This window comes from Larkinella sp. C7 (assembly GCF_006149005.1).
GTDB lineage: Bacteria > Bacteroidota > Bacteroidia > Cytophagales > Spirosomataceae > Larkinella.
This window is the reverse complement of the sequence record NZ_VBSL01000007.1, coordinates 165,151-189,849: the sequence shown is the minus strand read 5'-3', so window position 1 is coordinate 189,849 and position 24,699 is coordinate 165,151. Positions and strand designations below refer to the sequence as shown.

Here is a 24,699-nt window from a genome sequence, read left to right as displayed (position 1 = left end):
TGCAAGCCAAGGCTCTATTGCCTGCACAAACTTCAATTCCTATTGTAATTTTTTTAGAAGTGATTATTTGGTTTAGGGCTATTTAGTAAAAGAAAACCACTTTTCATCTTTTTTACCAATATCTAAGTAACCAATTGTATACGGTAAACTCCTAAAAACAGGGACTATATCTTGTAATAATTAAATCGATTTATATTTTTTTAAGTAAAAAAAACAGCATTATTAAAATTTTATAAAAACTCCATTATTGCTTACATTCAGTCTAAATAAGAAAAAAATACCCATATTTTAAAAGCGATATAACCTTTCCAATAAACATGAACGGTCGCTTTTAACGTACTGTTTATCAGTATATTTTCGTATTTCTGATTTTAATGAAACGTGAACAGAAAGAAGACTGGGGCGGAAAATCTGATACCGCTATGTGGAATAATCGGGTACGCAACCGCAGTCATCTCATCAATTAAACTGTTGAGAACAATGAAAAACATTAAAGCACTTACCCCGGATGAAATGAAGCAGCTTCGTCAGCTGATTTCTACCACTGATAATCTCGTCCTCCGGCGACGCTGTCAGTGTATTCTCTACAGTTTTCAGGGGATGCAAGTCAATGAACTCGTGAGCATGTTTCAGGTCGACCGCCGGAGTATCTACAACTGGATGAATCGGTGGAACCAGGGCGGACTCGAAGCGTTGATCGATAAACCGGGCCGTGGTCTGAAGCCCAAGTTGAGTGTAGCCCGCCAGGATCATGTAGAAGAAGTAAAACAGGCTTTTCAGATGTATCAGGGCAATTACAACCGGGTCTTAGAACACGTCAATAACCGAATAACCAAACCCGTCAGTCACGACACCCTGCGTCGCTTTGTAAAAAAACTGATGGTTCCCGGCGTCTAGCCGCCTTTTCCAATCCTCTAATGTCTTGCTATCGATAAAACGCTGTACGTTTTGTAACAAAATAAGCGGCCCCGGTTTGCCCGAACTCCGGCATCAACCGGGGCCCTTCGTTCTTTTCTTCCTTACTGCTTATCCCGTGCGGCTTTAAACTCCGAACCGGTTTTCCAGCCGGGAAAGGTGGATTCATTGCTCAGGCGATACCCCACGTTGAACAGCAACTGCATGTCTTCGAGGATGCCGGACAAATCCCAGGACGATGAATATTCGTCCGAGGGCGCGTGGTAGCGGTTCAGGTTATGGTCTTCCAATTGGGCTTTTCCCCAGGTTTCGCCATTTTTCACCGACCGAACACCGGTTTTGAGGTACAAGGCCGGCACACCGACTTTGGCAAAGTTGAAGTGATCGGACCGGAAATAACTCCCCGCCGACGGGTTGAAATCACCCCGGATAAACCGCCCCTGTCTGGCTGCTTCAGCCTCCGCGTAGTCTTCCAGATCGGACTGTCCTTTGCCGACAATCACCACGTCTTTCGTCCGGCCCACCGGAATGAAGGCGTCCATGTTGATGTTGGCAACGGTTTTGGCTAACGGGAAAACCGGGTGCGTTGCGTAGTATTCCGACCCCAGCAAACCCTGCTCTTCCGCCGTGACGGCCAGAAACAGGATGGATCGTGACGGTTTCTTTTTCAGTTTGGCAAACGTCTCCGCCAGTTCGAGCAGAGCCGCCGTACCCGACGCATTATCGGACGCGCCGTTGTAAATCGAATCGCCTTTGATGGCTTCGCTTTTGCCCAGATGATCCCAATGCGAGGTATAGATGATGTATTCGTTCCGTCGGTCGGTGCCGGGCAGCAAGGCCAGCACATTCCGGGAGGTCGATTTCGTAATCTGGTTGTTGATCACCAGCGAAGTCATCAGTCCCAGTTTGACGGGCTTAAAACCCCGAATACCCGCTTCCCGGAACAGTTCCGGTGAGACGCCCGCGAGCTTGAACAGGCTTTTGGCCGCATCCAGCGTGAGCCAGCCTTCCACCGTCGCCCGCGATCGGTTGTTGTCGGCGGCCTGTAAGTACAGTTTTGATTTCGAGAAACTGCTGCGAACCACGGACCAGCCGTAACTGGCGGCTTTGGATTCATGAACGATCAGAACGCCTGCCGCACCCTGCCGGGCTGCTTCCTCGTATTTATACGTCCAGCGACCGTAGTAGGTCATGATGTTTCCCTTGAACAGCGTGCTGTCGATCAAACCCGGATCGTTCACCATCACCACCACGGTTTTGCCCTTGACGTCCAGACCCGCGTAGTCGTTCCAGTTGTATTCGGGAGCCACAATGCCGTAGCCCACAAACACCAGTTCCGAATCGGTGATTTTCACCTGATTTTCCACATGGGGTGTTGTTGCAACAAAATCGGTCAGGTTTGCGAGCGAAACCGTGCCGTTCTTGCCTTTCAACACCAGCGGCTCCGCCGGGGTCGAGGCAATGTTTACCATCGGTACATCCTGAAAATAGCTCTTGCCATTGCCGGGTTGCAAACCGGCTTTCTGAAACGCAGTTTTCAGGTAGTCAACGGTTTTCTTTTCACCGGCCGTAAACGGTTTTCGCCCTTCGAAGGCATCCGAAGCCAGCACCTGAATGTGTTTGACAAACGCTTTGCCGTCAATCGCAACACTGTCGGCAGTGGCGAAAGCATAATTTCCGGCCAGAAGAAAGAAGAGAAAGAGTCGTATCATGCCTAAAGATAACTAAAACTCATTCTCCGTCGGCGTATCATCCCGCTCCTGATCCCGTTCTTTCTCCCGAACCACCTGTCGGCTCAACCGGTAACTAAAGCCAATGAATCCAATGCGGCTTTCGCGTTTGCTGCGCGTAGACGACACAAAGTTGGAGCCAAAACTCTCGTTCTGAAACTGCAGCGTATTGAAGATGTCACTGACGCGCAGGCTCACCGTTCCGCGCCCTTTCAGAATATTTTGTTTAACCCCCAGATCGACGTTAAAGAAGCCTTTGATGGTTCCCTGTGCCACGATAAACGGCGACCGGTAATTCATCGCCACCTGAATATCGGTTCCTTTTTTCGGGTTCATGTTGGAGGTGACCCGGGCCGTCCAACTCCGGTTCGTGCGGGTCAGAATGCCCGGAATATCGGCACTGGCCTGGATGTTTCGCTGGAAAAACGAGAAATTACCGTTCACCTTCCACCAGCGTGTAAGATCCTGCGTCACGACCACTTCCAGCCCGTAATTCTGCGAACGGTTCAGGTTCAGCGACGTTTGCTCGGTAATACCATCGGGTCGCAGCGTCCGGTAATTTGTAATTTCGTTGTTTGTCTGGCGGTAAAACAGCGAAGAGGTCAGTGTTGTGCTTTTTCCATACAGCAAATGGCTTATTTCAAACGAATTGATCAACTCCGGGTTCAGGTTCGGATTTCCGTACCGGATGTTCAGCGGGTCGGACAAGTCGATGAAAGGGTTGAGCGACCAGGTCGACGGCCGGTTGATCCGGCGGCTGTAGTTGACCTGCATCTTCTGCGATTCACTGGCGTTGTAGTTCAGGAAAACACTGGGAAACAGGTAGATATAATCCCGCTGGGTTTTCACATTGGTGGTCCGCTGATCCGTTGTGATGTTGGTATATTCGGTACGCAAACCCACCTGGTAGCTGAATTTCCTGATCTCGTTCCCGAAATTGACATAAGCCGCGCTGGTTCGTTCATCGTAAATGAAATTGTTGCTGATGGCGGGGTTTATCGTCCAGATGCCGTCCAGCAGGTTCTCAAACGTATAGTCGGAAGCTAGCCGCCGGTAGGTATGTTTCAAGCCGGTTTCGAGTTTCTTCTTGTCTTTGAGTGGTTCCACAAAATCCAGTTGCAACACCGCCACCCGGTTTTCCCGGCCATTGTCAGCGCGCTGCTGGCCGATCAGGAAATTGGGCGTCAACAAGGTTTCGGGCAAGGTCGTGGTATTGCTGAAATTCTGGTATTCCGTGCTTTTGTTAGTCGATGTAGTGGCATCAAAGGTGAGTTCCCGCCCCTGTTTGTCGAACGTCCGGCGATACCCGAAAACGTAATCCAGTCCTCTTTCGGGTTCGGTTTCTTCGGTAATCCGCAGGGTTCGTCCCAGCGATACCCGGTTCGCATCCAGTGTATTGAAATTCTCCTCTTCCGAATCGCGGCTGTATTCAGGCCGGTAGAGAATTGAAGCCGTAATGTTGTCGCGGGGCGACAGCGTGTAATCAAAACCGACGCGAAGGTTGTTGTTCACACTCCTCCGGATGGCGTCGTTGCGTTGCGCCAGATAACTGATCGAGTCTTCAAAAATATTCTGCCGTTCCGAGATCCGGTATTGAAACCGCCGGTTTGCCCGAAAATTATAGCTGCTGAACAGGTTGAGTTTCTTAAACCGTGTGTTCAGATTAACCGACGCGTTGTATTTATCCCGCGTACCGACGTTCAGTTGCACATTTCCATTGAAACCTGCAGCCCTTTCTTTTTTCAGGATGATGTTGATAATCCCGGCGGCACCGTCGGCATCGAACCGCGACGACGGATTGGTAATCATCTCGATTCGTTCGATGTTGCTGGCCGGAATCTGATCCAGAACGGCCTGCCGATCCAGACCTGTCAGGCCCGACGGTTTTCCATCGACCAGGACAATGATGTTGCTGCTGCCGCGCAAACTCAGCGTCCCGTCGACATCGACCGTTACGGAAGGCACATTCTGCAAAATATCGATAGCCGAACCGCCCTGCGCGATGGGCAACTGGTCGACGTTCACAATTTTACGGTCGAGGGAATATTCATACGCCTGTCTTTGCCCCTGAACCACCACTTCCTGAAGCTGTTTGGCGGTTTCGGTCATCAAAACATTTCCCAGATCGACAATCGGTTTATCCATACTGATCACGATGCGCGGCACCCGTTTGGCTGCAAAACCCAGGCTTTGAATGAGCAGGTAATAGGCGTCTGGTGCAAGATTGGTCATCTGGAAAAAACCTTTCTCGTCTGTCAACGCGCCCGTCACCGAACTCGAATCCCGCGAACGGAACAGGCCGATGCTGGCAAATTCGACGGGTTGATTTTTTCCGGCTTGCGGAGTCAGGAGTTTTCCACTGATTTTTCCGGAGCCGACAACGGATTCCGGTGCATCTGCGGTGGTTTGACGGCCTGCTGTTCCCGTTCCAACGGGTTGGGTCGTCGATGTGGGCGAATTCGTAGCCGGGAGGGCGGGTTGCAAAACCGGTTGTGTCGACGTGGAACGAACCGTATCAGGCCGGTCGGCCGAATTATACTGCGTTGTGTCCGGGCGGGTCGGGGGGGCGGGCTGCGTCGTATCTGCTTCCAGTCCGATGGCCTGTACCATCGAATTGGAAACCGGTGCTGGTTGTTGCGCCTGAACGGTTCCCATCAATAGCCCAACGGCACAAATCCCTAAAAAAACAACCGAATCGATCTTCATAAAACGTTCAAATAAATTGTATCTATTTAATAAAGCAGGTCTGTCTCCCCGGATTTTCTGCGTTAACCATTCTTTACCGGACAGGACCAGTTTGAACGGTTTTTAGCAGGTAAACCGGTGCGTAATTCCCGGAATTCATCGAAAATGAACGGGATTAGACGTATAGACTTGAGTAGATGGGGCTATAAAGAAAAAAGCCTGTCAGCCTAAGGCCGACAGGCTTGTATGTATATAACGGGATGTTATACTAAATTGTTTTCAGCCAGGTATTCCGCAATCTGAACGGCATTGGTAGCCGCGCCTTTCCGCAGGTTATCGGCCACAATCCACAGATTGAGGGTGTTTGGCTGGCTTTCGTCGCGACGAATCCGGCCCACAAACACCTCATCTTTTCCGTGTGCCGTCAGCGGCATTGGATACAGGTAGTTTTTTGGATCATCCTGCACGATGACACCTTCCGCTTCTTCCAGAATTTTAACGACATCGCTCACTTCGTAGTCATTCGCAAACTCGATGTTCACGGCTTCGGAGTGTCCACCGATGGTCGGAATCCGCACGGTCGTAGCCGTCACCTGAATGGTGTCGTCGCCCATGATTTTCTTGGTTTCGTTCACCATCTTCATCTCCTCCTTCGTGTAGCCGTTGTCCAGAAAAACGTCGATGTGCGGCAACACGTTGAGGTCGATGGGATGCGGGTAGACTTTCGGATTGGAATAATCGCCCGAACGCTCGGAAAACAACTGATCGACGGCGGCTTTCCCGGTTCCGGTTACGGATTGGTAGGTCGAAACCACGACGCGTTTCACACCGTATTTTTTATGCAGCGGGTCCAGCACCACCACCATCTGGATGGTCGAACAATTGGGATTGGCGATGATTTTGTCTTCCGGTGTCAGCGTGTGAGCGTTGATTTCGGGAACGACCAGTTTTTTGGTCGGGTCCATGCGCCAGGCCGAGGAGTTATCGACGACCGTAATCCCGGCTTCCGCGAACAGCGGAGCCAGTTTGAGCGATGTGCCGCCCCCGGCCGAAAAAATCGCAATAGCCGGTTTTGCCGCGATGGCATCCTCAAAGCTCACGATCGTAACCTGTTTACCCTTGAACGTAATCTGTTTACCCACCGAGCGTTCTGACGCGACAGGAATCAGTTCCGTTACCGGGAAGTTACGCTCTTCGAGCACTTTCAGGATTTCACCACCGACGAGGCCGGTTGCACCTACTACTGCAATTTTCATTTTTGTACCAATCAATTAAGTGAAACAAGTCTTAAAAATTGGGTGCAAAAATACGGAGAAATGCTGAGAGAACCGGGAAAGATTCAAAAAAATCCGGATAAATCGCTCAGTTTCAAAACCGCGCGACCACACCCATCCCAGCATTGGTATAGTCAATGTGCGGTTCCAGCCGGAAAGAGACGCCTTTGGTCTGCAACGATTTGTTATAATACTGAATGGAACGGCGGAAATGGAAACCGGGAATGCGGATGAGTGAACCAATCAGAAACATACTCAGGCCGGTTGTCATGGTAACGAGCCCGCCTTTTCTGACTTCTTTTTTCGTTTCTGTATTCGCGTACGGATTACCGAGGTAGACCAATCCATTTCCGTACCAGGCGCCATTGTAATACGTTAACCCTTTGGGAACACCGTTTTGACTTTGTACCTCTTTGGGATTGGCCGTAATAATTATCCCCACCAGTGACGTAACTCCACCGACGAGCATCAGGCTGGTACCCAATTCACGCCCACTTTTGAACTGCCGGTATTCACGAATGGCATTCGGATCGTTGGAAGCCAGGATGTACTGGCCTAAATCAGTCGCCCGACGGACTTCAATGCCGTCGTACAGATACTGCATGGAAGGCTGGTTTCGGTAGCCATATTGGGTATAGATGGGGACAGAGTAGGTAACTGTTTCAATCGGTTTCAAGGGTTCAGACTGCGCCCATACTCCCACGGGCCATGCCAGCAACAAGACGTATAGTGTTTTCATCGTCGAGATTTTTTTAGAAATCTACGAAAAAACGATGTTTATATGATTAATGTTTGATTATATTTTTATTAGAACGCTTTTGACTATACCAAGAATACACATCCGACCCAATCTAAAACTTGATGGCAAAGCGCATTTTAAACGAATCGTATTGTGCGAAGGTAGCAAGGTGATTCATTTACTGCTGCTAACGCTGCGCTGTGGAGCCCCTTACAGGGCATCAACGGCTCTGTAATGAATAAACCGTGGCCCATTATTTAACCCTATACAACATATCATCACCAGAAATTGGCGTACAAAACCACCAGAATTCCCAGAATCAGCGCCGAACCGGCGATGAACGACGGCGTTACCTTGAACATTTGCCGGTCGATTTCCAGGCCTTTCTCGTTGTAGTGGCTGGCCGGATCGGTCAGCGAAACGATGAACATGATGGCTATGTCAATGCAGAAAACCCACATCGTGCGGTGCAGAAACGGAATGTCAGCCGCCTGAATCCCGAACGTCTCCATCACTTCTGCCCAGAATTTAAGCAGCGTCGACAGCGGAATGGTGACGATGGCCACCGTCAAAGCCGCCCGTGTGGTGGCGCGTTTCCAGAAAAAACCCAGCAGGAAAATGGCGAAAACGCCCGGCGTAATGAAATTGGTGTATTCCTGAATGTACTGATACACCTGATCGAACGACCGCAGCATGGGCGCAATGATGATGGCGATGATGAACGCAACCACCACCGCATACCTGCCTACCCGCACCAGTTTCTGCTCCGACGCGTCTTTGTCGAAGAATTTCTTGTAAATATCGAGCGTAAAAATCGTCGAAATGCTGTTGCACTTCCCCGCCAGTGACGCTACCACAGCCGCCGTCAAAGCGGCAAACGCCAGCCCTTTCATGCCCGTTGGTAACAAGTTCATCAAAACCGGGTAGGCATTGTCGGGCCGAACCGCACCGTTGCTGGTCATTTCGGTCTGAAACGTACCATTTTTGAACAGCACATAAGCCGCGATGCCCGGAATCACGACAATCAGCGGAATCATCAGTTTCAGGAAAGCGGCAAAGAGAATACCGCTCCGGGCGGTTTTCAAATCGGCTCCCAATGCCCGTTGCACAATGTACTGATTACAACCCCAGTACGACAGATTGTTCACCCACATGCCACCGGTTACCAGCGCCATACCGGGCAACACGCTGTAGTGCGGATGGCCTTCCGGAAAATACATGTGGAAGTGGGAATCCGCTTCGGTGCGCAACGACAGCAAACCGTTCCAGACGCCGGAAATACCCAGTTTGTCGGACACCAGCTGCAAGGCCAGATACGTCACCACCAAACCGCCGGTGATCAGCACCACCACCTGAATGACATCCGTATAACCGATGACTTTCATACCGCCCAACGTGATAAAAATGGCGAAAAGAGCCAGCCCGATGGTGCAGGTCGTAAACGAAATACCGGCCAGCGACTCGATGGCAATGGCTCCCAGGTACAGAATCGACGTCAGGTTGACGAGTACGTAAACGACAAGCCAGAAAATGGCCAGAATCGTACTGACCGTGTCGTTGTACCGCTGCGCCAGAAACTGCGGCATGGTATAGATGCGGTTTTTCAGGTAAATCGGGATGAAATAAACCGCCACGATGATCAGCACAGCAGCCGCAATCCATTCGTACGACGAAATGGCCAGCCCCATGGCAAACCCCGACCCGGCCATGCCGATGAAGTGTTCGGCGGAGATGTTCGATGCAATCAGCGAAGCTCCGATGGCCCACCAGGTCAGCGATCCTTCGGCCAGAAAAAAGTCTTTGGTGTTGGTTTCAGCGGATTTCCGACGGCGGTAGATCCAATACCCGTAGCCGGACACAATGACAAAATACAGCAGGAACACCGCGTAATCGGCGGGTTGAAGGTGGTTCATTCCAAGGTGGTTTTAGGCTTAAAGAACGGCAAAATAGAACTATTTCCATTCCTATTCAACTTCCCACCTTTTCGGACGCCGTAAAATTCATGCAGACCAGTCCCTGACGGGGTCTGCGAGTGCTGTCAGGGATTCGGAGTTACCGTCTGAACTTGTTGCGTAACCGGTTGAAGTTCCACCTCACACGGATAGCCAAACAGGCAGTTGTCTTTGATGATCTTGGCAACGCCCTCGGGCACCATCGCTTCCCAGCCATCTTCCCCGGCTTTGACCATTTGCAGCACGCGGTCGGTCGAAATGTGCAGATTTTCTTCGTTGTAATCGGTAATGTCTTCGATTTTGTCGTTGGCAATGAGGTATTGATACAGCGGTTGCAGGTTGGGCGGCAACTGAAAATCCTGACACCGGTAAATCACGCCGTCGGAGAGCAGCGTTGGATAGACAAAAAGTTTCACTTTCCGGCTGAACAGCGTGGCAAATGACTCCAGAATACCGCCCGGCAGGTTTTTGTAATGCTGCTCTTCGAAAATGTATTCCAGATTGGGAATGCCCAGAATCAGCCCCACTTTCAGGCGCGTCAGTCGCGAGAGGTACGAAACCAGCCGATAATATTCCAGAAAACTCGAAATCATCACCGTTTGCCCGAGCGAGCACAGAATATCGACGCGATCAAGAAAATCCTTCTCGTCGATCCCGTGATCGACGTTGGCCGCCAGGTTGTGAAGCGTTAACTCCGCAATGGTCACCACGCGATTGGGGTCAATTTCGGGTTCTTCCAGAAACTGCTTCAGTCCGTTGCTGAGCATATCGACGTGAACATTGGTAACAGGCCGCAATCGCCCGCGCAACAACACGATATGGCGTTTATAGAGTGCTTCCGAGGGTTGCAACACCCGCCCATCCGGCCCAAACAAAGCGGCATTGGTAAAACCGTTCCGCACCAGATACAGGCTCATCAGCCGGTTATCGACGTTGGGAAAATCCGGTCCGTCGAAGCGGATCATGTCAATTTCAATGCGCTCCGGCGACAGATCGTCCATGAGCGACAACAGCAAGGTTTCCGGTGATTTATGGTAATAATAACAACCGTAGATCAGGTTGACGCCAATCACACCCAGCGCCTGCTGCTGCAACACGTTCTCGTTGTCGAGCATCCGGACGTGGATAATCACGTCGTTATAAGGTCCTTTGGGTTCGAGTTGAAACCGCAGGCCAATCCAGCCGTGTGATTCGTTGGTTTTCTGGTAGTTAAGAGCAACGACCGTATTGGCAAATGCAAAAAATGTAGTAGTTTCTCCGCGCTGCTCGGCCAGCCGTTTTTCCATCAGGCTATACTCTTTGCTGAGCATTTTGATCAACCGCGATTCGACCACGTAGCGCCCGCTTTCTTCCGGGCCATAAATCGCATCGCTGAAGGTCATATCATACGCCGACATGGTTTTGGCAATGGTTCCTGATGCGCCCCCGGCTTTAAAAAACATGGCTGCGGTTTCCTGCCCGGCCCCGATTTCGGCAAAAGAGCCGTAGATCCGCCGGTCAAGGTTGATTCGCAGCCCTTTTTGTTTGGTTCCAATGGTTTTATCGTACATAGGTTGGCGAGTAGACGAGTTCACATGCGACGGGCAAGCTAACTTTTGGTTTAAATTTACAAATATCCTGGTGAATACCGCCTATCGAATGTCTACTTCTACAACGTCTTTTATCCGCCTTTTTGTTTACGGAACCCTGTTGAGTGCGTCAAAACACCCAATGGCGGAGGATTTACGTCAAAAAGCCCGGCTTCTCGGACCGGGTTTTTTCCCCGGCCGGTTATACGATCTTGGCATGTACCCCGGAGCGGTTTATGACCCTGCAGCCCAAACGGATGTGTATGGAGAAATCTATTCGTTCACAAAATCGGTATGGGAACGGGAGCAGGAAACGCTCGATGACTACGAAGGGGATGAGTATGTCCGGTCTGTTGTGCCGGTCCAAACCGCTGACGGTTTGGTCGATTGCTGGACGTATCTTTTCAAAGCGCCAACAGATTCATTACCGCGTATTGCGTCGGGGCGGTATTTGGGGTAAACAGTGAATCATAAATGGAAAATGATGAATGCTTAATATAAAAGTGAAGACGTGCTCTTCAAACACTTTTATATCTAGCATTCATCATTTTCCATTTATGATTTTTTGTATTTGACGTCCAGACCCATCACAAATTCAACGGACTCCGGTCGTCGAACATATTACTGCCCCCGGCCCGGCGTTCAACCGAGGAGCCGATGGCGGGCAATTGTGGGCCCTGATCGGCGGAAATGCGGGCGGTTCCGTTGCCGACAATCTGGGCCACTGCCGCGTTCAGGTATACTTCTTCCAGATCCCCCAATGGTTTTAAGGCCATTGGTTCGCTTTTTATGATTGTTGGCGTAAAACCGGTCGAATAATCGGACTGGTTCTGGGCGTTAAAAGACTTGAAAACAATGGGTTGCATCCCCCACTTGATTTTGCCGGTTTCATCCGAAATGGTGATGGAACCCACATTCTTGCCGTAGGTGGTTTCGCCGATGGTGATCACCGGCATAAAAGGTTTTAAGCCATTGATGATCAATTCGCTGGCCGAAGCGGTTCCGCCCGTCGTCAGGACGAACACCCGCGATAGGTTGCCGCCAATGTTTTGCGCTTTGGTCTGAAAGCGGGTCGTTAACTGAGCCGTCTGATTTTGACTCTGGAGTTCCGCCATCACGTCTTTGTTGTATTCCGTGCGGTAAAACGTCTTCGTATTATCGACTCCTTTGGCAATCATACTCGCCAGCTTGACCGACGACGACACGTAACCGCCCGGATTATAGCGCAAATCCAACACTAATTCATTGACGCCCCGCGCCTTGAACTTACTGAAAATCTGCTCCAGTTTCTGGTCGTAGATGGGCGTTGTGCTGCCATTCGGGCCGGGGATAAACTGATTATAGACGAGGTAGCCAATCGTTTTTCCACCAATTGCGTAAATCGAATCCAGAAAAACCGGGTTTTGCTGAAACACTTCCGCCGTAACCGTTTTCACGACCTGGGTATCCACGATTTGTCCACTTTCCAGTTTGGCCAAACCGTAGTTGAAAGTCGTTGGATCATTGGCCAGCGAAGCATAATTGCCGGTAGTCAGTTTCTGGCCGTTGATGGTGGTAATGATATCGCCCCGCTTCAGACCGGCTTTGTAGGCAGGGGAACCGGGTAAAACATATAGCACCTTGATAATCACATCCGTCGAACCTGTCGTCCGCAGAAAATACTTGACCTCCAGACCCGTGGTTTTTTGTTCTCCGCTCAGTGACGACCTCAGTTCGTCGGCGCTTTCCTGAATCCACGAAAACCGGTCGCGCTCCGGGTTGGCTCTGTTGTTGTAATCGTAAAGCAGGGAGTAAAAAAAGGGAGCGGCTGCCAGCGTTGTATCCGGATTAGCCGGGATTTTGTCATTCCAGTAATACACCGCCCGCATGTTCTCCAAAATCCAATTATTTACCGGTTGGTCGGCCTTCGAAGGGGTGCCACTTATCGGTGACTGCGGGGTAACCGACGGGTCTTTCGTACAGGCAGTCATCCAAAAACCAAGGCCTGCCATCACCATCCAGACAGACTGCCGTACCTTCACAGAAATTTTCATTAGGTTCGTTTCGTTGATGCGAATTGAAAATGTGTGTAAGTCTAACGTGTGACTCGTTACAATATTTTAACGCTACGGCAGGCCATTTGTTCTACTAAACCCAGTGATTAATTGTATTTTAATCAGAATTAACAGCCATTTGCGGTTTTCTTAGTACCGTTTATAGTCCATTAGAGCGCATAAAAATGTCCACCGGGAATTCGCGCTGACGAATTCCCGGTGGACGTAACTGTTTGGTGGGTATTATTTATCTTTTTTAGCCGAATCCTTGCCCCAGCTCACCTTAAATTTACCTTCGGTGATCGAAATTTCACCGCTGCCTTCGGTGCGTTTGGTGTTGTCGTGATCATGCGGCCCCGACTTCGTCAGCATACCGCCCCCGGCCGCCGTAATGGCTTTGTCTTCCAGGTTTTGCCGGATTCCAAAACCGGAAATGGTTGCCAAAGCGCGTTTTTTATACGTCACTTCTTTCAACGTGGCCTCAAACGTGCCTTCAATGCTGTTATCCGTCACACTGGTGATCGTCACCGTCCCTTTCCACGACTCCCCATCGCGGAATGCATGGCCTAATCCTTTCGCTTCTTCCGTGTAATCGACAAGCGCCCAAATCACGTTGCCGTTCGATTCCTTGTATTTCTTTTCCATCTCCCGGTCGTTTTCCGCAATAACCGGATAAGTGCCCGGTTTCAGTTGGTCGACATACACAAAACGAATCCAGGTCTGCACATCCGGGCTCACATTCATCCCGGCAATGGCGAGGTATTTGACACCGGTAAAAGGCAGATTGAGCCGCTGGGCTTTGGCTTGCCACTCTTTCCCGTTAATTTTGGCAGAAACCACGTTCTCCGGCGCTTGTGCATACGTCAGTATACTCCAGCCGAAGGCTACGATAAGGGCGAAAATCTTTTTCATAAGGTATTCTGTTCGTTGTTGTTAGCAGTATTTCGGAACAAACATACGTGAATCGGCACCAATCCGGTTACCATTCACGAAAAGCCGTTTACAAAAATAAACTACCTTGCCGGTTCTGGTTCTCACAACCGGTCTGTATTGCTATTTAATCCTGTTAAAACCGCTCTTTTCCCGTATGAAACTGCTTTTGTTCCTGCTGCTCCCCTCCCTTGTTTTTGCCCAATGGCAACCCCAAACCAGTGGCACCGACGCCAACTTTCGGGCCGTCAGCGCGGTGAGCCGGAAGGTTGTCTGGGTGGGCGGCAGCAAAGGCACCTTCGTCCACACGGCCGACGGCGGAAAAACCTGGAAAACCGGAACCGTGCCGGGAGCCGAAACCTGCGACTTCCGCGATATCCACGCTTTCAGTGCCAAAGAAGCCATTCTAATGGCCGCCGGCCCCGCCGAAAAAGGCCAGGCCCGATTGTATCGCACCAACGACGGCGGTAAAAAATGGCAGCTCATTTACCAGACTAAACAACCCGGTGTTTTTTTCGACTCGATGGATTTCTGGAACCGCTGGGAAGGCATGGTGTTCAGCGATCCGGTCAACGGAACCTGGTATGTGATGACCACGACGAACGGCGGCAAAAACTGGAAGCGGGTTCCGGCGGAAAACCTGCCGCTGCTTCCCACGGGTGAAGCCGCCTTTGCCGCCAGCGGAACCAGCCTGATCACGCGGGGATATAAATGGCGGATGAATAGTTACCAGCGGGCCTGGATTGCATCGGGGGGCGTCGGCAACGGGCGATTGTATACGGCGGCAACGCCCGAGTCGGTCTGGCAAGTGATCGAAACGCCCATTCCGGCGGGTCCAACGGCCGGCATTTTTGGGCTTTGGTTCGATGCGCAGGGCCAGAATGGCATGGCCGTTGGGGGCGATTACAAAAATGAAAAAGGCGTCTGGCAGAACGTGGCCGTAACCACCGACGGTGGCAAAACCTGGAAAGCCGGTACCCCCACCGACCCGCCGGGGTTGAAAGAAGCCGTCGGGTGGTTGTCGGACAAGCGGCTCATTGCGGTGGGGCCATCGGGAACGGGTTATACCGACGATTTCGGAAAAACCTGGACCAAAATTGACGATTCGGCTTTTCATTCCATTGACTGTTCGGGCGGCCAATGCTGGGCTGTGGGTGCCAAAGGAACAATTGCGGTGATCAGGGAGGTGAAATAGCGGTTTTAGGCGCTCTTTGTCTTGCGGTTTTATCCCAACTTTATCTTCATTTCTTCAATAGTATGCTTGCATAATACCTCGTCTATATAGTAGCTTTACAGTTGATGGCCCCTAACGAGCAACGAGAACTGAAGATGAAGAAAGAGAAAACCGTCGATTATCACATTAAAACGGGTTGGCACGCGATTTCGCGGATGTACAATGCCTACGCAATCCGCTACGATATGACGATGGCCATCGGCTATGTGTTGCTAAACATCGACACCGAACAAGGCACGCCCGCTACCAAAATCGGACCGTTGCTGGGCATGGAGCCGCGCAGCCTCGTCCGGATGCTGAAAAGCCTGGAAGAGCGTGGCTGGATTCGGCGTGTCATCGACGAAAACGACAAACGGTTTGTTCGTATCGTGCTGACAGATGCCGGGAAAGAGAAACGCGAAGTAGCCCGCGAGGGCGTCATCCAGTTCAATAACCTGATTCGGGACAATATCCCGCTGGAAAAACTGGTGGTTTTCTTCGACGTTATGAAGGACATCAACCGGCTGGTGGAGGATGAAAATGCCAAAATGAAAGCGAGCGGAATTAACGAATTCGTAATGAAGTGAAGGAGAGTAAAGAAATGAAACCAGAGAGGTAAGACAATTCGTCGGACGACCCAGTTATTCTTCTCTTGGCTCATCTCTCTACTCTTCAATAAAGATCCAGACCCTATTTCAATATCATGGAAGCAACCCTTGCAAAACCACAATCGGAAGGCCGGACTCCGACCGCCAAAAACCGCAGCATTCGTCGGGTAGCCGTCCTGGGCTCCGGGATTATGGGCTCGCGCATTGCCGCTCACTTTGCCAACATCGGCGTGGATGTGCTCCTGCTCGACATCGCCCCTAACACACTGACACCCGCCGAGGAAGCCAAAGGATTGACGCTCGATAAACCCGCCGTCCGCAACCGGATTGTGAACGATGCGTTTCAGAATCTGCTGAAAGCCAGCCCGGCCGCGCTCTACAGTCCGAAATTCGCCCAACGGATTACGCGGGGAAATTTCGACGATAATCTGCCCGAAATCGGCAAATACGACTGGATTATGGAAGTAGTGGTGGAGCGGCTGGATATTAAAAAATCGCTGTACGAGCGCGTTGAGCAATACCGTAAACCGGGCACGCTGATCACGTCGAACACCTCCGGGATTCCGATGCACCTGCTGATCGAAGGCCGGAGTGAGGATTTCCGGCGGCATTTCTGCGGAACCCACTTCTTCAACCCGCCCCGGTATTTGCGCCTGCTCGAAATCATACCCGGCCCCGAAACTGACCCGGCTATCATCGATTTTCTGATGAAATACGGCGATTTATATCTGGGAAAAACCACGGTTTTGTGCAAAGACACGCCCGCGTTCATTGCCAACCGTTTGGGCATCTACGCCATGATCCAGACCATTCGCGTGGCCGAAGACATGGGGCTGACCGTTGAGGAAGTCGATAAACTGACCGGCCCGGTGGTGGGTCGCCCAAAGTCCGGAACGTTCCGGCTGTCGGATGTCGTCGGTTTGGACACGACGGCGAATGTGGCCAGCAACCTGCTGAACGTGCTAACCAACGACGAGTCGAAAGACACCTTCCAATTGCCGCCCGTCATGCAGAAGCTGATGGAAAACAAGTGGCTGGGCGACAAAACCGGCCAGGGATTCTATAAGAAAATCAAGGACGAAAAGGGCCAGTCGGTCATTCTGGCGCTCGACCCGAAAACGTTTGAATACAAACCGTCGCAGAAAGTGAAATTCGCGACGCTGGAAGGCACCAAGAGCATCGACAACCTCAAAAAGCGGTTTTCGGTTCTCCTGGCCGGTCAGGACAACGCCGGTGAGTTCTACCGCAAAACCTTTGCCGACCAGTTCCGGTACGCCAGTCTCCGCATTCCCGAAATCGCCGATGAACTCTACCGGATCGATGCCGCCATCACCGCCGGTTTTGGCTGGCAACTGGGCCTGTTCGAAACCTGGGATGCCATCGGCATTCGCAAGGGAATTGACCTGATTGAATCGCAGGGGGCTAAACCGGCGCAGTGGGTATACGATCTGCTCGACGCCGGTTTTGACAGTTTTTATAAAGTAGAAGACGGTGTTCGGAAATACTACGACATTCCGACGAAAAGCTACAAAGCCATTCCGGGGACGGAGCAGTTTATTTTGCTGGAAAGTTTGTCGAACAATGTGGTTTGGAAAAACGCCGGTTCGGTCATTTACGACCTGGGCGACGGGATTCTGAACCTGGAATTTCGCAGCAAAATGAATACGATGGGTGCCGAAGTGATCGAAGGCATCCACAAAGCCATCAGTCTGGCGGAAAAGGATTTTCGCGGCCTGGTGATCGGCAATGACTCGTCGGAGGCCTATTCGGCGGGAGCCAATCTGGCGACGCTGTTCATGTTTGCCATCGAGCAGGAATTTGACGAGATCAACCTCATGATTGCGCAGTTCCAGCAGACGATGATGCGGGCGCGGTATTCGTCCATTCCGGTGGTGGGTGCTCCGCATTCGCTGGCCCTCGGCGGGGGCTGCGAACTGAACCTGCACGTCGATCGCGTGGTGGCCCATTCCGAATTGTACATGGGTCTGGTGGAAGTGGGCGTCGGCCTGATTCCGGCGGGGGGTGGCACCAAGGAAATGGCCGCCCGCGCCAGCGATCTCTACCAAACCGGCGATCCCGAACTGAACATTCTGCAAAGTATGTTCATGAACATCGCCACCGCCAAGGTCTCGACCTCGGCGCAGGAAGCCCGCGAAATGAATTACCTGCTGCCCTCGGCGCAAATCGTGCTGAACCGCAGCCGCCTGATTGCCGAGGCCAAGCAGGTCGCCATCGAACTGGCCGAAAACGGCTACACGCAACCCAAACCGCGCAAGGACATCAAAGTGCAGGGAAAAACCGGTATTGCGTTGTTCAAAGCCGGAATTACCGCCATGCGCATGGGCCGCTACATTTCTGACCACGATCAGAAGATTGCCGAAAAGCTGGCCTACGTCATTTGCGGTGGTGATCTGAGTTCGCCACAAAACGTCAGTGAACAGTATTTAATCGATCTGGAACGGGAAGCTTTTCTTTCGCTAACTGGTGAGAAAAAGACGCTGGAGCGGATTCAGGGGTTATTGAATGGGGGGAAGCCGCCTAGGAATTGATTACATAGATGCGAGATGTGAGACAAGAGAGTAAAGATCTTTCATCATAACCTCATATTTAAAAAATGGAAACCCACAATTTCAGAAATTTAAAAGTATGGCAGTTATCGGTAGATTTTGTGACAGCTATTTACCAGTTGACTCCCCTGTTTCCAAATGATGAGAAATTCGGTTTGTCTTCACAAATTAAACGCTCGGCAGTTTCCATTCCTTCCAATATCGCGGAAGGATCTGGACGGGGCAGTAATAAGGAATTCGCTCGTTTCTTATCTATCTCACTGGCTTCATCCTACGAATTAGAAACACAACTAATCGTGGCAAATCGTCTAAATTTCCTGACAGAAACTATTGTTCAAGAAATAACCAGAAAACTACACGAGATACAGAAAATGATATTCTCACTGCACAAGAAGTTTGAAAGCTAGCTTGTTTCTCAAATGTGAGAGTTTCTCTTGTCTCTTGTCTAATCTCTTTCATCTCAATAAAAAAATGGACGCATACATCGTAGCTGGCTATAGAACCGCCGTCGGGAAAGCTCCCCGGGGCGGATTGCGGCTCACCCGCCCCGACGACCTGGCGGCTGAAGTCATCAAACACTTGCTCGCACAGGTTCCGAATTTTGACCCCGCCCGCGTCGAAGACCTGATCGTTGGCAATGCCGTGCCGGAAGCCGAGCAGGGCATGCAGATTGCCCGGTATATTGCCCTGCTGTCGCTACCCAACAGTGTGCCGGGGATGACCATCAACCGGTATTGCGGATCGGGACTGGAAGCCATCGCCATCGCATCCGCCAAAATCCACGCCGGACTGGCCGACTGCATCATTGCGGGTGGCACCGAGTCGATGTCGCTGGTGCCGGTGATGGGTTGGAAAACCGCCCTGAACTTTGAAATCGCGCAGAAACACCCGGATTATTACATCGGCATGGGACTAACCGCCGAGCAGGTGGCCGAACAATTTAAAATTGGCCGCGAAGACCAGGATCAGTTTGCCTACGAATCACACCAGAAAGCATTGGCGGCTCAGGCAGCCGGGAAGTTCGACGGTGAAATTGTGCCGATTGCGGTGAAAGAAACGTATTTCGATGCCGATTCGGGCAAGAAGAAAACCCGCGAATGGACCGTTGGCAAAGACGAAGGCCCACGCGCCGATACGAGTTTTGAAGCCCTGAACAAGCTGAAACCGGTTTTTGCGGCTGGTGGATCGGTGACGGCGGGCAATTCGTCGCAGACTTCCGACGGAGCCGCGTTTGTCATCGTGATGTCCGAAAAGCTGGTCAACGAATTAGGGTTGAAACCGAAAGCCCGGATGGTTTCTTATGCTGCCGCGGGCGTCGAACCCCGGATTATGGGCATCGGGCCGGTGAACGCCATTCCGTTAGCCCTGAAAAAAGCCGGGTTGAAACAGGATGATATTGATCAAATTGAACTGAATGAAGCCTTTGCGGCCCAATCGCTGGCGGTTATTCAGGAACTCGGACTGGATCGCAGCAAAATCAACCCGAACGGCGGGGCTATCGCACTCGGTCACGCCCTCGGATCAACCGGCGCGCGTTTATCCGTTCAGTTATTGAATGAAATGGAGCGTCAGAACCAGAAGTACGGCATGGTTTCGGCCTGCGTCGGCGGAGGGCAGGGCGTTGCCGGGATTTTTGAGCGGCTTTAAACACGAATTGAATCTAAAAACAAGGGGCTTCGGCCCCTTTTATTTTTTCCGGATGACCAATCGTGCCCCCACAACGACCGTCAGATCCGGTAAATTATTCCATTGGCGAACCTGCTCCGGTTTTACGTTGTAACGCAAGCCTATCCGGTACATATTTTCGCCGGGTTTCACCACATGAATCAGTTCACCCGTTGAATTGACAGGTACAGCAGCCGACGCTGCCGGTTTTGCCACAGGCGGTCGAGCCATTGCGGGTTTGGCAGGTTTAGCGGCCAGCGGAACTAAACCGGTTGTCGTGGGCGACTTCGATTGATCGATTAACAACGCCTGACCGGGCCGGAGCGGTTTTTGGGCCGACAAATTATTCCAGAGATACAATTGGGAAACCGTCACGTTGTATTTCCGGGCCACCGTCGCATACGTATCATTTTTTTCCGCCACGTGCATAATCAGCGGACCACTCACCTCTTCCGGCTCTTCTTCGGTTTCCCTCGCCGGAACCGCTTTCTCCGTTGCCCGAACAGGCTGAATGGTTTTGGTCGCCCCCGAGCGGAATTGCGGGGCTTCCGGTTCGTTCAGTGCCGCAATCATACTATCCAGCGTCGACAAGGTGCTTCGGCTTGGAACGGTGGTCAAAGGCTCTTCGGCAAGCGCCACCCTTTCGGGCTGCTCAGTCGGCTCCGGTTTCAAAACGCCGGATTTCTGATTGGCTGAGTCCGGTTTGGTAACGGCCAGGACGGGTTCGGTTTTAGGCGTCAAAGGCGATTCGGCGGGTGCCCGGTAATATTCCACCGGCAGGTTGGCGGGGCGCTTTTTCTGCAACCATAAAATCCGGTTCACTGCGGGTTGCTGCTCGGGATTGACCCCATTGTACGCAATCAATTTGTGGAGTTTAATCCCGTATTGCTGGGCAATGGACCAAAGCGACTGCCCGCGTCTGACAATGTGAAACGGCACGTTGGCCCGTTTCCTTTTTTTTCGCAGGTAATAGATTTCCCCCGCAACAATCGGCCGGTCGCTTCGCAGATCGTTATACCGCTGAAACTTTTTTACCTTCACGTTGCCCTCGTAAGCCAGCGTGATCCGGTTGTCGAACAACTGCGCCTGAATTCCTTTTTTTCCGTTAATCTGGTAGAATATCCCACCCCGTTTACCGGGTTCCGCCGTACTTTTTTGTAATACCGGGAAACCAGCATCCTGGAGAGCCGCCTGACGCTCGCCCGACGAACCGGTTTGCTGTTTCAACCCGGCATACTGTTCCGGCGTTGTCGGGACATAAACCGTATAATCCTCATTTTCCGGTATGCGGGGGGCTTGCAGCCAGGTATTGTATGAGCTAACCAGGTTTTCGCTAACCCGACACGTTTCCGCAATTTGCGCCAGCGTTTTTCCTCTGGTTTCTTCATACGGAAACAAAACCGTTTGTTTCTGGGGATGATAAACCGACAAGGCGCGTTCCAGAACCATTTTAGAAGCCAGCAACCTGATTAAAAACACATCCTGCGGGTCATTGAGAGCGTAAGTTTTCCCATCTACGGGGTCCCGGGCCAAAAGCTGGGTCGAGTCTCCCCGCAATAGTTGATCGTACCGGTGAATGACCGATACCCAGTTCGGCTTTCGGGTATACAGTTGTTTTAACCGGGTCAAAACGGCCCGCGTCGACCGGATGGGATGCCGCCGTTCATCCACAAAAACGTCAGTTCGAAGATCGTGCAGGACCGTCTTGTCCAAAGCCCAAAAACCGGAAGAAGCCTCATCGGAAACCGATACCGGATGATGAAGAGCCAGAAATAAAAAATCGTCGGATAGGGAATATTGAGCCAGAAGAGGCCGGATAATCGGAAAGAAGGCGTTCATTCGTTCCAATCGGGCCGTCACCAATGCCCGATTGACATACAACAATTCCGCTTCCTGTTGAACAGAATGCTGCGTGGCCGGGGTCAACAGAATCGTTACACCGGCAAATTCAAGTCGGTTATCAATCCGGGGAACGCCCTGAGCATGAACGGCTCCACCCTGAAACAGAAGGCCTAAAATTAATCCAAACAGCCGCCTGATGAACGACGGATTCAGGCCGTTCCGCAATACCGCTGGTCTGAATTTATTTTCCTGGATCATACCTACGCAATAGTCGTACCCAATAATAGACGAAATATACAGTTAAATCATACGTGTACAAGCAAAAATGAGATTAATTTTATACTTTATAGCTACCAAATGACCCATTTCATTAACAAACCGAGGATACACTCCCTACGAAGAACCAACGCCAAATTAAACCCGTATGCTTGCATACTATTTCTACTTTTTTTACTTTTGCATGGTAACGGTATGCCTGCATACCAACCTATAAACCCCTATTCGACCTACACATCATGATTGCAACGGACCATAAAGCATCGCTGAAAGGCGGAGAGTTTCTGATCAAAGAAACCAATGCGTCGCAGGTGTTCATTCCAGAGGAGTTCTCGGAAGAACAACAAATGATTGCCGCGACTTGCCGCGAGTTTCTGGAGCGCGAAATCTGGACTCGTCTGGACGAAATCGACCAGGCCAAATCGCCGGATCTGATTGCTTCACTGATGGACAAAGCCGGCGAACTGGGCTTGCTCGGCACGTCGGTCCCGGAAGAATACGGCGGTTTTGGCATGAATTTCAACACGTCGATGCTGGTAACGGAAGTAACCGGTGCCGGGCATTCGTTCTCCGTGGCGCTGTCGGCGCACACCGGTATCGGAACCCTGCCGATTGTATACTACGGCAACGACGACCAGAAATCGAAATACCTGCCCAAACTGGCAACCGGCGAATGGAAAGCCGCCTACTGCCTGACCGAGCCGGATTCGGGTTCGGACGCTAATTCCGGCAAAACAAAAGCCAAATTGACCGAAGATGGCAAACACTACGTCATCGACGGCCAGAAAATGTGGATCACGAACGGCGGTTTTGCCGATCTGTTTATCGTTTTCGCCAAAATCGATGAGGATAAAAACCTGAGTGCATTCATTATCGAAAAGGATTTTGGCGGCATTACCATGAACGAACCGGAGCACAAAATGGGCATCAAAGGCTCCGACACCCGCCAGATTTTCTTCAATGACTGCAAGGTACCGGTCGAAAATCTGCTGTCGACGCGGGGCAACGGTTTTAAAATTGCCGTCAATATTCTCAACATTGGCCGGATTAAACTGGGCGTGGCTGCCGTCGGTGGTTCGAAAGAAGTGATCAACAACGCCATCCGGTATGCCAACGAACGCAAGCAGTTCAACACACTGATTTCGAGTTTTGGCGCAATCAAGCACAAGCTGGCCGAAATGGCGGTGAAAGTATATGCCTGTGAAACCGCCTGTTACCGCGCCGGTCAGAACATCGACGACCTGATCGAAACGCTGAAAGCCAACGGCCTGGGTGATTCGGAAGCCAAACTGAAAGCCCTGGAGCAGTTCGCCATCGAATGCGCCATGATGAAAGTCCACGGTTCCGAGGCACTGGATTACGTGGTCGATGAAGGCGTTCAGGTCTACGGTGGCATGGGGTATTCGGCCGACGCGCCGATGGACCGCGCCTACCGCGACGCCCGGATCAACCGGATTTTTGAAGGCACGAACGAAATCAACCGGATGCTGACCGTCGACATGATCCTGAAGCGAACCATGAAAGGCGAACTCGATCTGATGGGCCCGGCGATGGCGGTTTCGAAAGAAATTATGTCGATTCCGGATTTCAGCGCCGACGAAGAAGAAGTGCTGTTTGCGGCCGAGAAAAAAGTGCTGCGGAACCTGAAAAAAGCCATCCTGATGGTGGCCGGTGCGGCTGTTCAGAAGCTCATGATGAAACTGTCGGACGAGCAGGAAATCCTGATGAATCTCGCCGATATGGTCATTGAACTCTACGTGGCCGAATCGGTTTTGCTGCGGGTTGAAAAACTAACGGGTATCAAGGGCGAATCGTCAGTCGCGTTGCAGAAAGACCTCGCGCTGGTGTATCTGCACGAAGCGGTCGAGAAAATCAACAACGCGGGTCGAGCCGCCATCTCGTCGTTTGCCGAGGGCGATGAACTCCGCGTGATGCTGATGGGCCTGAAACGGTTCACCAAAATTGAACCGCTGAACCTGAAAGACACCCGTCGCCGGATTGCCGATGCGATGATTGCGGAGAATAAGTACATTTTCTAAGAAACTCAGGTCTAGCGGTTTACGAAAAACCGCTAGACCGACCAATTAACTTCACAACTAAAAACCAAAACTGTATAAGCCGACTGCGGATTCGCGGTCGGCTTTATTGTTGATTTGCTTTTAGCAAATGAATCAGACCTTCAACTCGCCTTCCACGCCGTCGTCCATCGTTTTGCCGGTCACCAGCGAAGCCGCCATCTTGATAAACGACACCGCGCGGTTGTTTTTCGTATCCCAGTAGCGGCAGCTTTCGGGCTGTACACGAATCACCGTCAGATCCGGATCGTCTTTGCCGCCCTGAAACCAGACTTTTGCGAAGGTTGTCCAGTATTCTTCAATTTTTTGACGGTCTTGCGAAACGGTAGCCGTGCCGTACAAACTGAGGTATTCGGAAGGGCCTTCCTTGCAGAAGAAAAGCTGCACCGCCGGGTCGGCGGCCAGTTCCTTATTTTTATTTGAAGAAGCCGCGCTGAGAAAATACAGGGCGCCGTCATCGTCTACTCCCTGCAACGCCATCGGGCGGCTGGGGGCCGGTCGGCTGTCAGTGAAGGTCGTAAACATACACATGCCTTCGGCGAGGTCTTTCAATTTTTCGAGGGCTTCTGCTCCAGCGAGATTCTGGATATGGCCGTCTTCGTCGTGTCGGGGATCTTGCATGACTCC

General features: G+C 51.4%; 18 protein-coding genes. 8 read left to right on the top strand and 10 right to left on the bottom strand.

All coding sequences use genetic code 11. The features are described from left to right. The first annotated feature begins 480 nt into the window (after positions 1–480). Positions 481–897: a helix-turn-helix domain-containing protein gene (locus FH871_RS19020; protein WP_138992989.1), complete on the top strand. Its 417-nt coding sequence runs from the start codon at positions 481–483 to the stop codon at positions 895–897. A gap of 122 nt (positions 898–1,019) precedes the next feature. On the opposite strand, the gene FH871_RS19015 is transcribed toward FH871_RS19020, so the two are convergent. From FH871_RS19015 to FH871_RS18990, 6 genes are all read right to left on the bottom strand, one after another. Continuing rightward, entirely contained in the window at positions 1,020–2,627 is a 1,608-nt protein-coding gene (locus tag FH871_RS19015) for a M28 family metallopeptidase (RefSeq protein WP_138992988.1), read from the bottom strand. A gap of 12 nt (positions 2,628–2,639) precedes the next feature. Further along, positions 2,640–5,351, bottom strand: coding sequence for a TonB-dependent receptor (locus FH871_RS19010; RefSeq protein WP_138992987.1), 2,712 nt, complete (start codon positions 5,349–5,351; stop codon positions 2,640–2,642). A gap of 242 nt (positions 5,352–5,593) precedes the next feature. Then, entirely contained in the window at positions 5,594–6,586 is a 993-nt protein-coding gene (locus tag FH871_RS19005) for an aspartate-semialdehyde dehydrogenase (protein ID WP_138992986.1), read from the bottom strand. A 112-nt stretch (positions 6,587–6,698) separates the two neighbouring features. Next, complete coding sequence (locus tag FH871_RS19000) at positions 6,699–7,343, bottom strand: hypothetical protein (RefSeq protein ID WP_138992985.1); 645 nt, start codon at positions 7,341–7,343, stop codon at positions 6,699–6,701. A 278-nt stretch (positions 7,344–7,621) separates the two neighbouring features. Next, on the bottom strand, positions 7,622–9,256 hold the full coding sequence (locus FH871_RS18995) for a sodium/sugar symporter (protein WP_138992984.1): 1,635 nt from the start codon (positions 9,254–9,256) through the stop codon (positions 7,622–7,624). A gap of 125 nt (positions 9,257–9,381) precedes the next feature. After that, positions 9,382–10,845 (bottom strand): TonB-dependent receptor, encoded by a 1,464-nt coding sequence (locus tag FH871_RS18990; RefSeq protein ID WP_138992983.1) that lies wholly within the window; start codon positions 10,843–10,845, stop codon positions 9,382–9,384. 88 nt (positions 10,846–10,933) lie between these two features. Here FH871_RS18990 and FH871_RS18985 point away from each other — a divergent pair, with 88 nt between their 5' ends. Next, positions 10,934–11,323: a gamma-glutamylcyclotransferase gene (locus FH871_RS18985; protein ID WP_171062888.1), complete on the top strand. Its 390-nt coding sequence runs from the start codon at positions 10,934–10,936 to the stop codon at positions 11,321–11,323. Positions 11,324–11,450: 127 nt separating this feature from the next. On the opposite strand, the gene FH871_RS18980 is transcribed toward FH871_RS18985, so the two are convergent. Both FH871_RS18980 and FH871_RS18975 read right to left on the bottom strand, forming a co-directional pair. Continuing rightward, positions 11,451–12,896 (bottom strand): S41 family peptidase, encoded by a 1,446-nt coding sequence (locus tag FH871_RS18980; RefSeq protein ID WP_138992981.1) that lies wholly within the window; start codon positions 12,894–12,896, stop codon positions 11,451–11,453. Between the two features lie 243 nt (positions 12,897–13,139). Then, positions 13,140–13,808 carry a hypothetical protein gene (locus tag FH871_RS18975; RefSeq protein WP_138992980.1) on the bottom strand — a complete coding sequence of 223 codons (669 nt, stop codon included), beginning with the start codon at positions 13,806–13,808 and terminating at the stop codon, positions 13,140–13,142. A 175-nt stretch (positions 13,809–13,983) separates the two neighbouring features. Here FH871_RS18975 and FH871_RS18970 point away from each other — a divergent pair, with 175 nt between their 5' ends. The 5 genes from FH871_RS18970 to FH871_RS18950 all read left to right on the top strand — a co-directional run bounded on the left by FH871_RS18970 (position 13,984) and on the right by FH871_RS18950 (position 19,861). Then, positions 13,984–15,021 carry an oxidoreductase gene (locus FH871_RS18970; RefSeq protein WP_138992979.1) on the top strand — a complete coding sequence of 346 codons (1,038 nt, stop codon included), beginning with the start codon at positions 13,984–13,986 and terminating at the stop codon, positions 15,019–15,021. Positions 15,022–15,155: 134 nt separating this feature from the next. Further along, positions 15,156–15,626, top strand: a complete 471-nt coding sequence (locus tag FH871_RS18965) for a MarR family winged helix-turn-helix transcriptional regulator (protein ID WP_138992978.1) — start codon at positions 15,156–15,158, stop codon at positions 15,624–15,626. Positions 15,627–15,742: 116 nt separating this feature from the next. Continuing rightward, positions 15,743–18,196: a 3-hydroxyacyl-CoA dehydrogenase/enoyl-CoA hydratase family protein gene (locus tag FH871_RS18960; protein WP_138992977.1), complete on the top strand. Its 2,454-nt coding sequence runs from the start codon at positions 15,743–15,745 to the stop codon at positions 18,194–18,196. Between the two features lie 65 nt (positions 18,197–18,261). Then, positions 18,262–18,621, top strand: a complete 360-nt coding sequence (locus tag FH871_RS18955; RefSeq protein WP_138992976.1) for a four helix bundle protein — start codon at positions 18,262–18,264, stop codon at positions 18,619–18,621. A gap of 64 nt (positions 18,622–18,685) precedes the next feature. Next, a complete protein-coding gene (locus tag FH871_RS18950; protein WP_138992975.1) occupies positions 18,686–19,861 on the top strand; it encodes an acetyl-CoA C-acyltransferase in 1,176 nt (391 codons plus the stop codon). 39 nt (positions 19,862–19,900) lie between these two features. Here the strand turns inward: FH871_RS18950 and FH871_RS18945 are convergent, their stop codons facing one another. Continuing rightward, complete coding sequence (locus FH871_RS18945) at positions 19,901–21,979, bottom strand: LysM peptidoglycan-binding domain-containing protein (protein ID WP_138992974.1); 2,079 nt, start codon at positions 21,977–21,979, stop codon at positions 19,901–19,903. A gap of 257 nt (positions 21,980–22,236) precedes the next feature. On the opposite strand from FH871_RS18945, the gene FH871_RS18940 reads away from it, so the two are divergent. Further along, the gene (locus FH871_RS18940) at positions 22,237–24,036 is read left to right on the top strand and encodes an acyl-CoA dehydrogenase family protein (protein ID WP_138992973.1); all 1,800 of its coding nucleotides are present in this window, start codon (positions 22,237–22,239) and stop codon (positions 24,034–24,036) included. Between the two features lie 132 nt (positions 24,037–24,168). On the opposite strand, the gene FH871_RS18935 is transcribed toward FH871_RS18940, so the two are convergent. Beyond that, positions 24,169–24,693, bottom strand: coding sequence for a pyridoxamine 5'-phosphate oxidase family protein (locus FH871_RS18935; RefSeq protein WP_138992972.1), 525 nt, complete (start codon positions 24,691–24,693; stop codon positions 24,169–24,171). Positions 24,694–24,699 lie beyond the last annotated feature (6 nt).

Coding starts and splice junctions, on each gene's coding strand:
- FH871_RS19020 (WP_138992989.1), top strand. CDS start 481: ATGAAAAACATTAAAGCACTTACCCCGGATGAAATGAAGCAGCTTCGT.
- FH871_RS19015 (WP_138992988.1), bottom strand. CDS start 2,627: ATGATACGACTCTTTCTCTTCTTTCTTCTGGCCGGAAATTATGCTTTC.
- FH871_RS19010 (WP_138992987.1), bottom strand. CDS start 5,351: ATGAAGATCGATTCGGTTGTTTTTTTAGGGATTTGTGCCGTTGGGCTA.
- FH871_RS19005 (WP_138992986.1), bottom strand. CDS start 6,586: ATGAAAATTGCAGTAGTAGGTGCAACCGGCCTCGTCGGTGGTGAAATC.
- FH871_RS19000 (WP_138992985.1), bottom strand. CDS start 7,343: ATGAAAACACTATACGTCTTGTTGCTGGCATGGCCCGTGGGAGTATGG.
- FH871_RS18995 (WP_138992984.1), bottom strand. CDS start 9,256: ATGAACCACCTTCAACCCGCCGATTACGCGGTGTTCCTGCTGTATTTT.
- FH871_RS18990 (WP_138992983.1), bottom strand. CDS start 10,845: ATGTACGATAAAACCATTGGAACCAAACAAAAAGGGCTGCGAATCAAC.
- FH871_RS18985 (WP_171062888.1), top strand. CDS start 10,934: ATGTCTACTTCTACAACGTCTTTTATCCGCCTTTTTGTTTACGGAACC.
- FH871_RS18980 (WP_138992981.1), bottom strand. CDS start 12,896: ATGAAAATTTCTGTGAAGGTACGGCAGTCTGTCTGGATGGTGATGGCA.
- FH871_RS18975 (WP_138992980.1), bottom strand. CDS start 13,808: ATGAAAAAGATTTTCGCCCTTATCGTAGCCTTCGGCTGGAGTATACTG.
- FH871_RS18970 (WP_138992979.1), top strand. CDS start 13,984: ATGAAACTGCTTTTGTTCCTGCTGCTCCCCTCCCTTGTTTTTGCCCAA.
- FH871_RS18965 (WP_138992978.1), top strand. CDS start 15,156: ATGAAGAAAGAGAAAACCGTCGATTATCACATTAAAACGGGTTGGCAC.
- FH871_RS18960 (WP_138992977.1), top strand. CDS start 15,743: ATGGAAGCAACCCTTGCAAAACCACAATCGGAAGGCCGGACTCCGACC.
- FH871_RS18955 (WP_138992976.1), top strand. CDS start 18,262: ATGGAAACCCACAATTTCAGAAATTTAAAAGTATGGCAGTTATCGGTA.
- FH871_RS18950 (WP_138992975.1), top strand. CDS start 18,686: ATGGACGCATACATCGTAGCTGGCTATAGAACCGCCGTCGGGAAAGCT.
- FH871_RS18945 (WP_138992974.1), bottom strand. CDS start 21,979: ATGATCCAGGAAAATAAATTCAGACCAGCGGTATTGCGGAACGGCCTG.
- FH871_RS18940 (WP_138992973.1), top strand. CDS start 22,237: ATGATTGCAACGGACCATAAAGCATCGCTGAAAGGCGGAGAGTTTCTG.
- FH871_RS18935 (WP_138992972.1), bottom strand. CDS start 24,693: ATGCAAGATCCCCGACACGACGAAGACGGCCATATCCAGAATCTCGCT.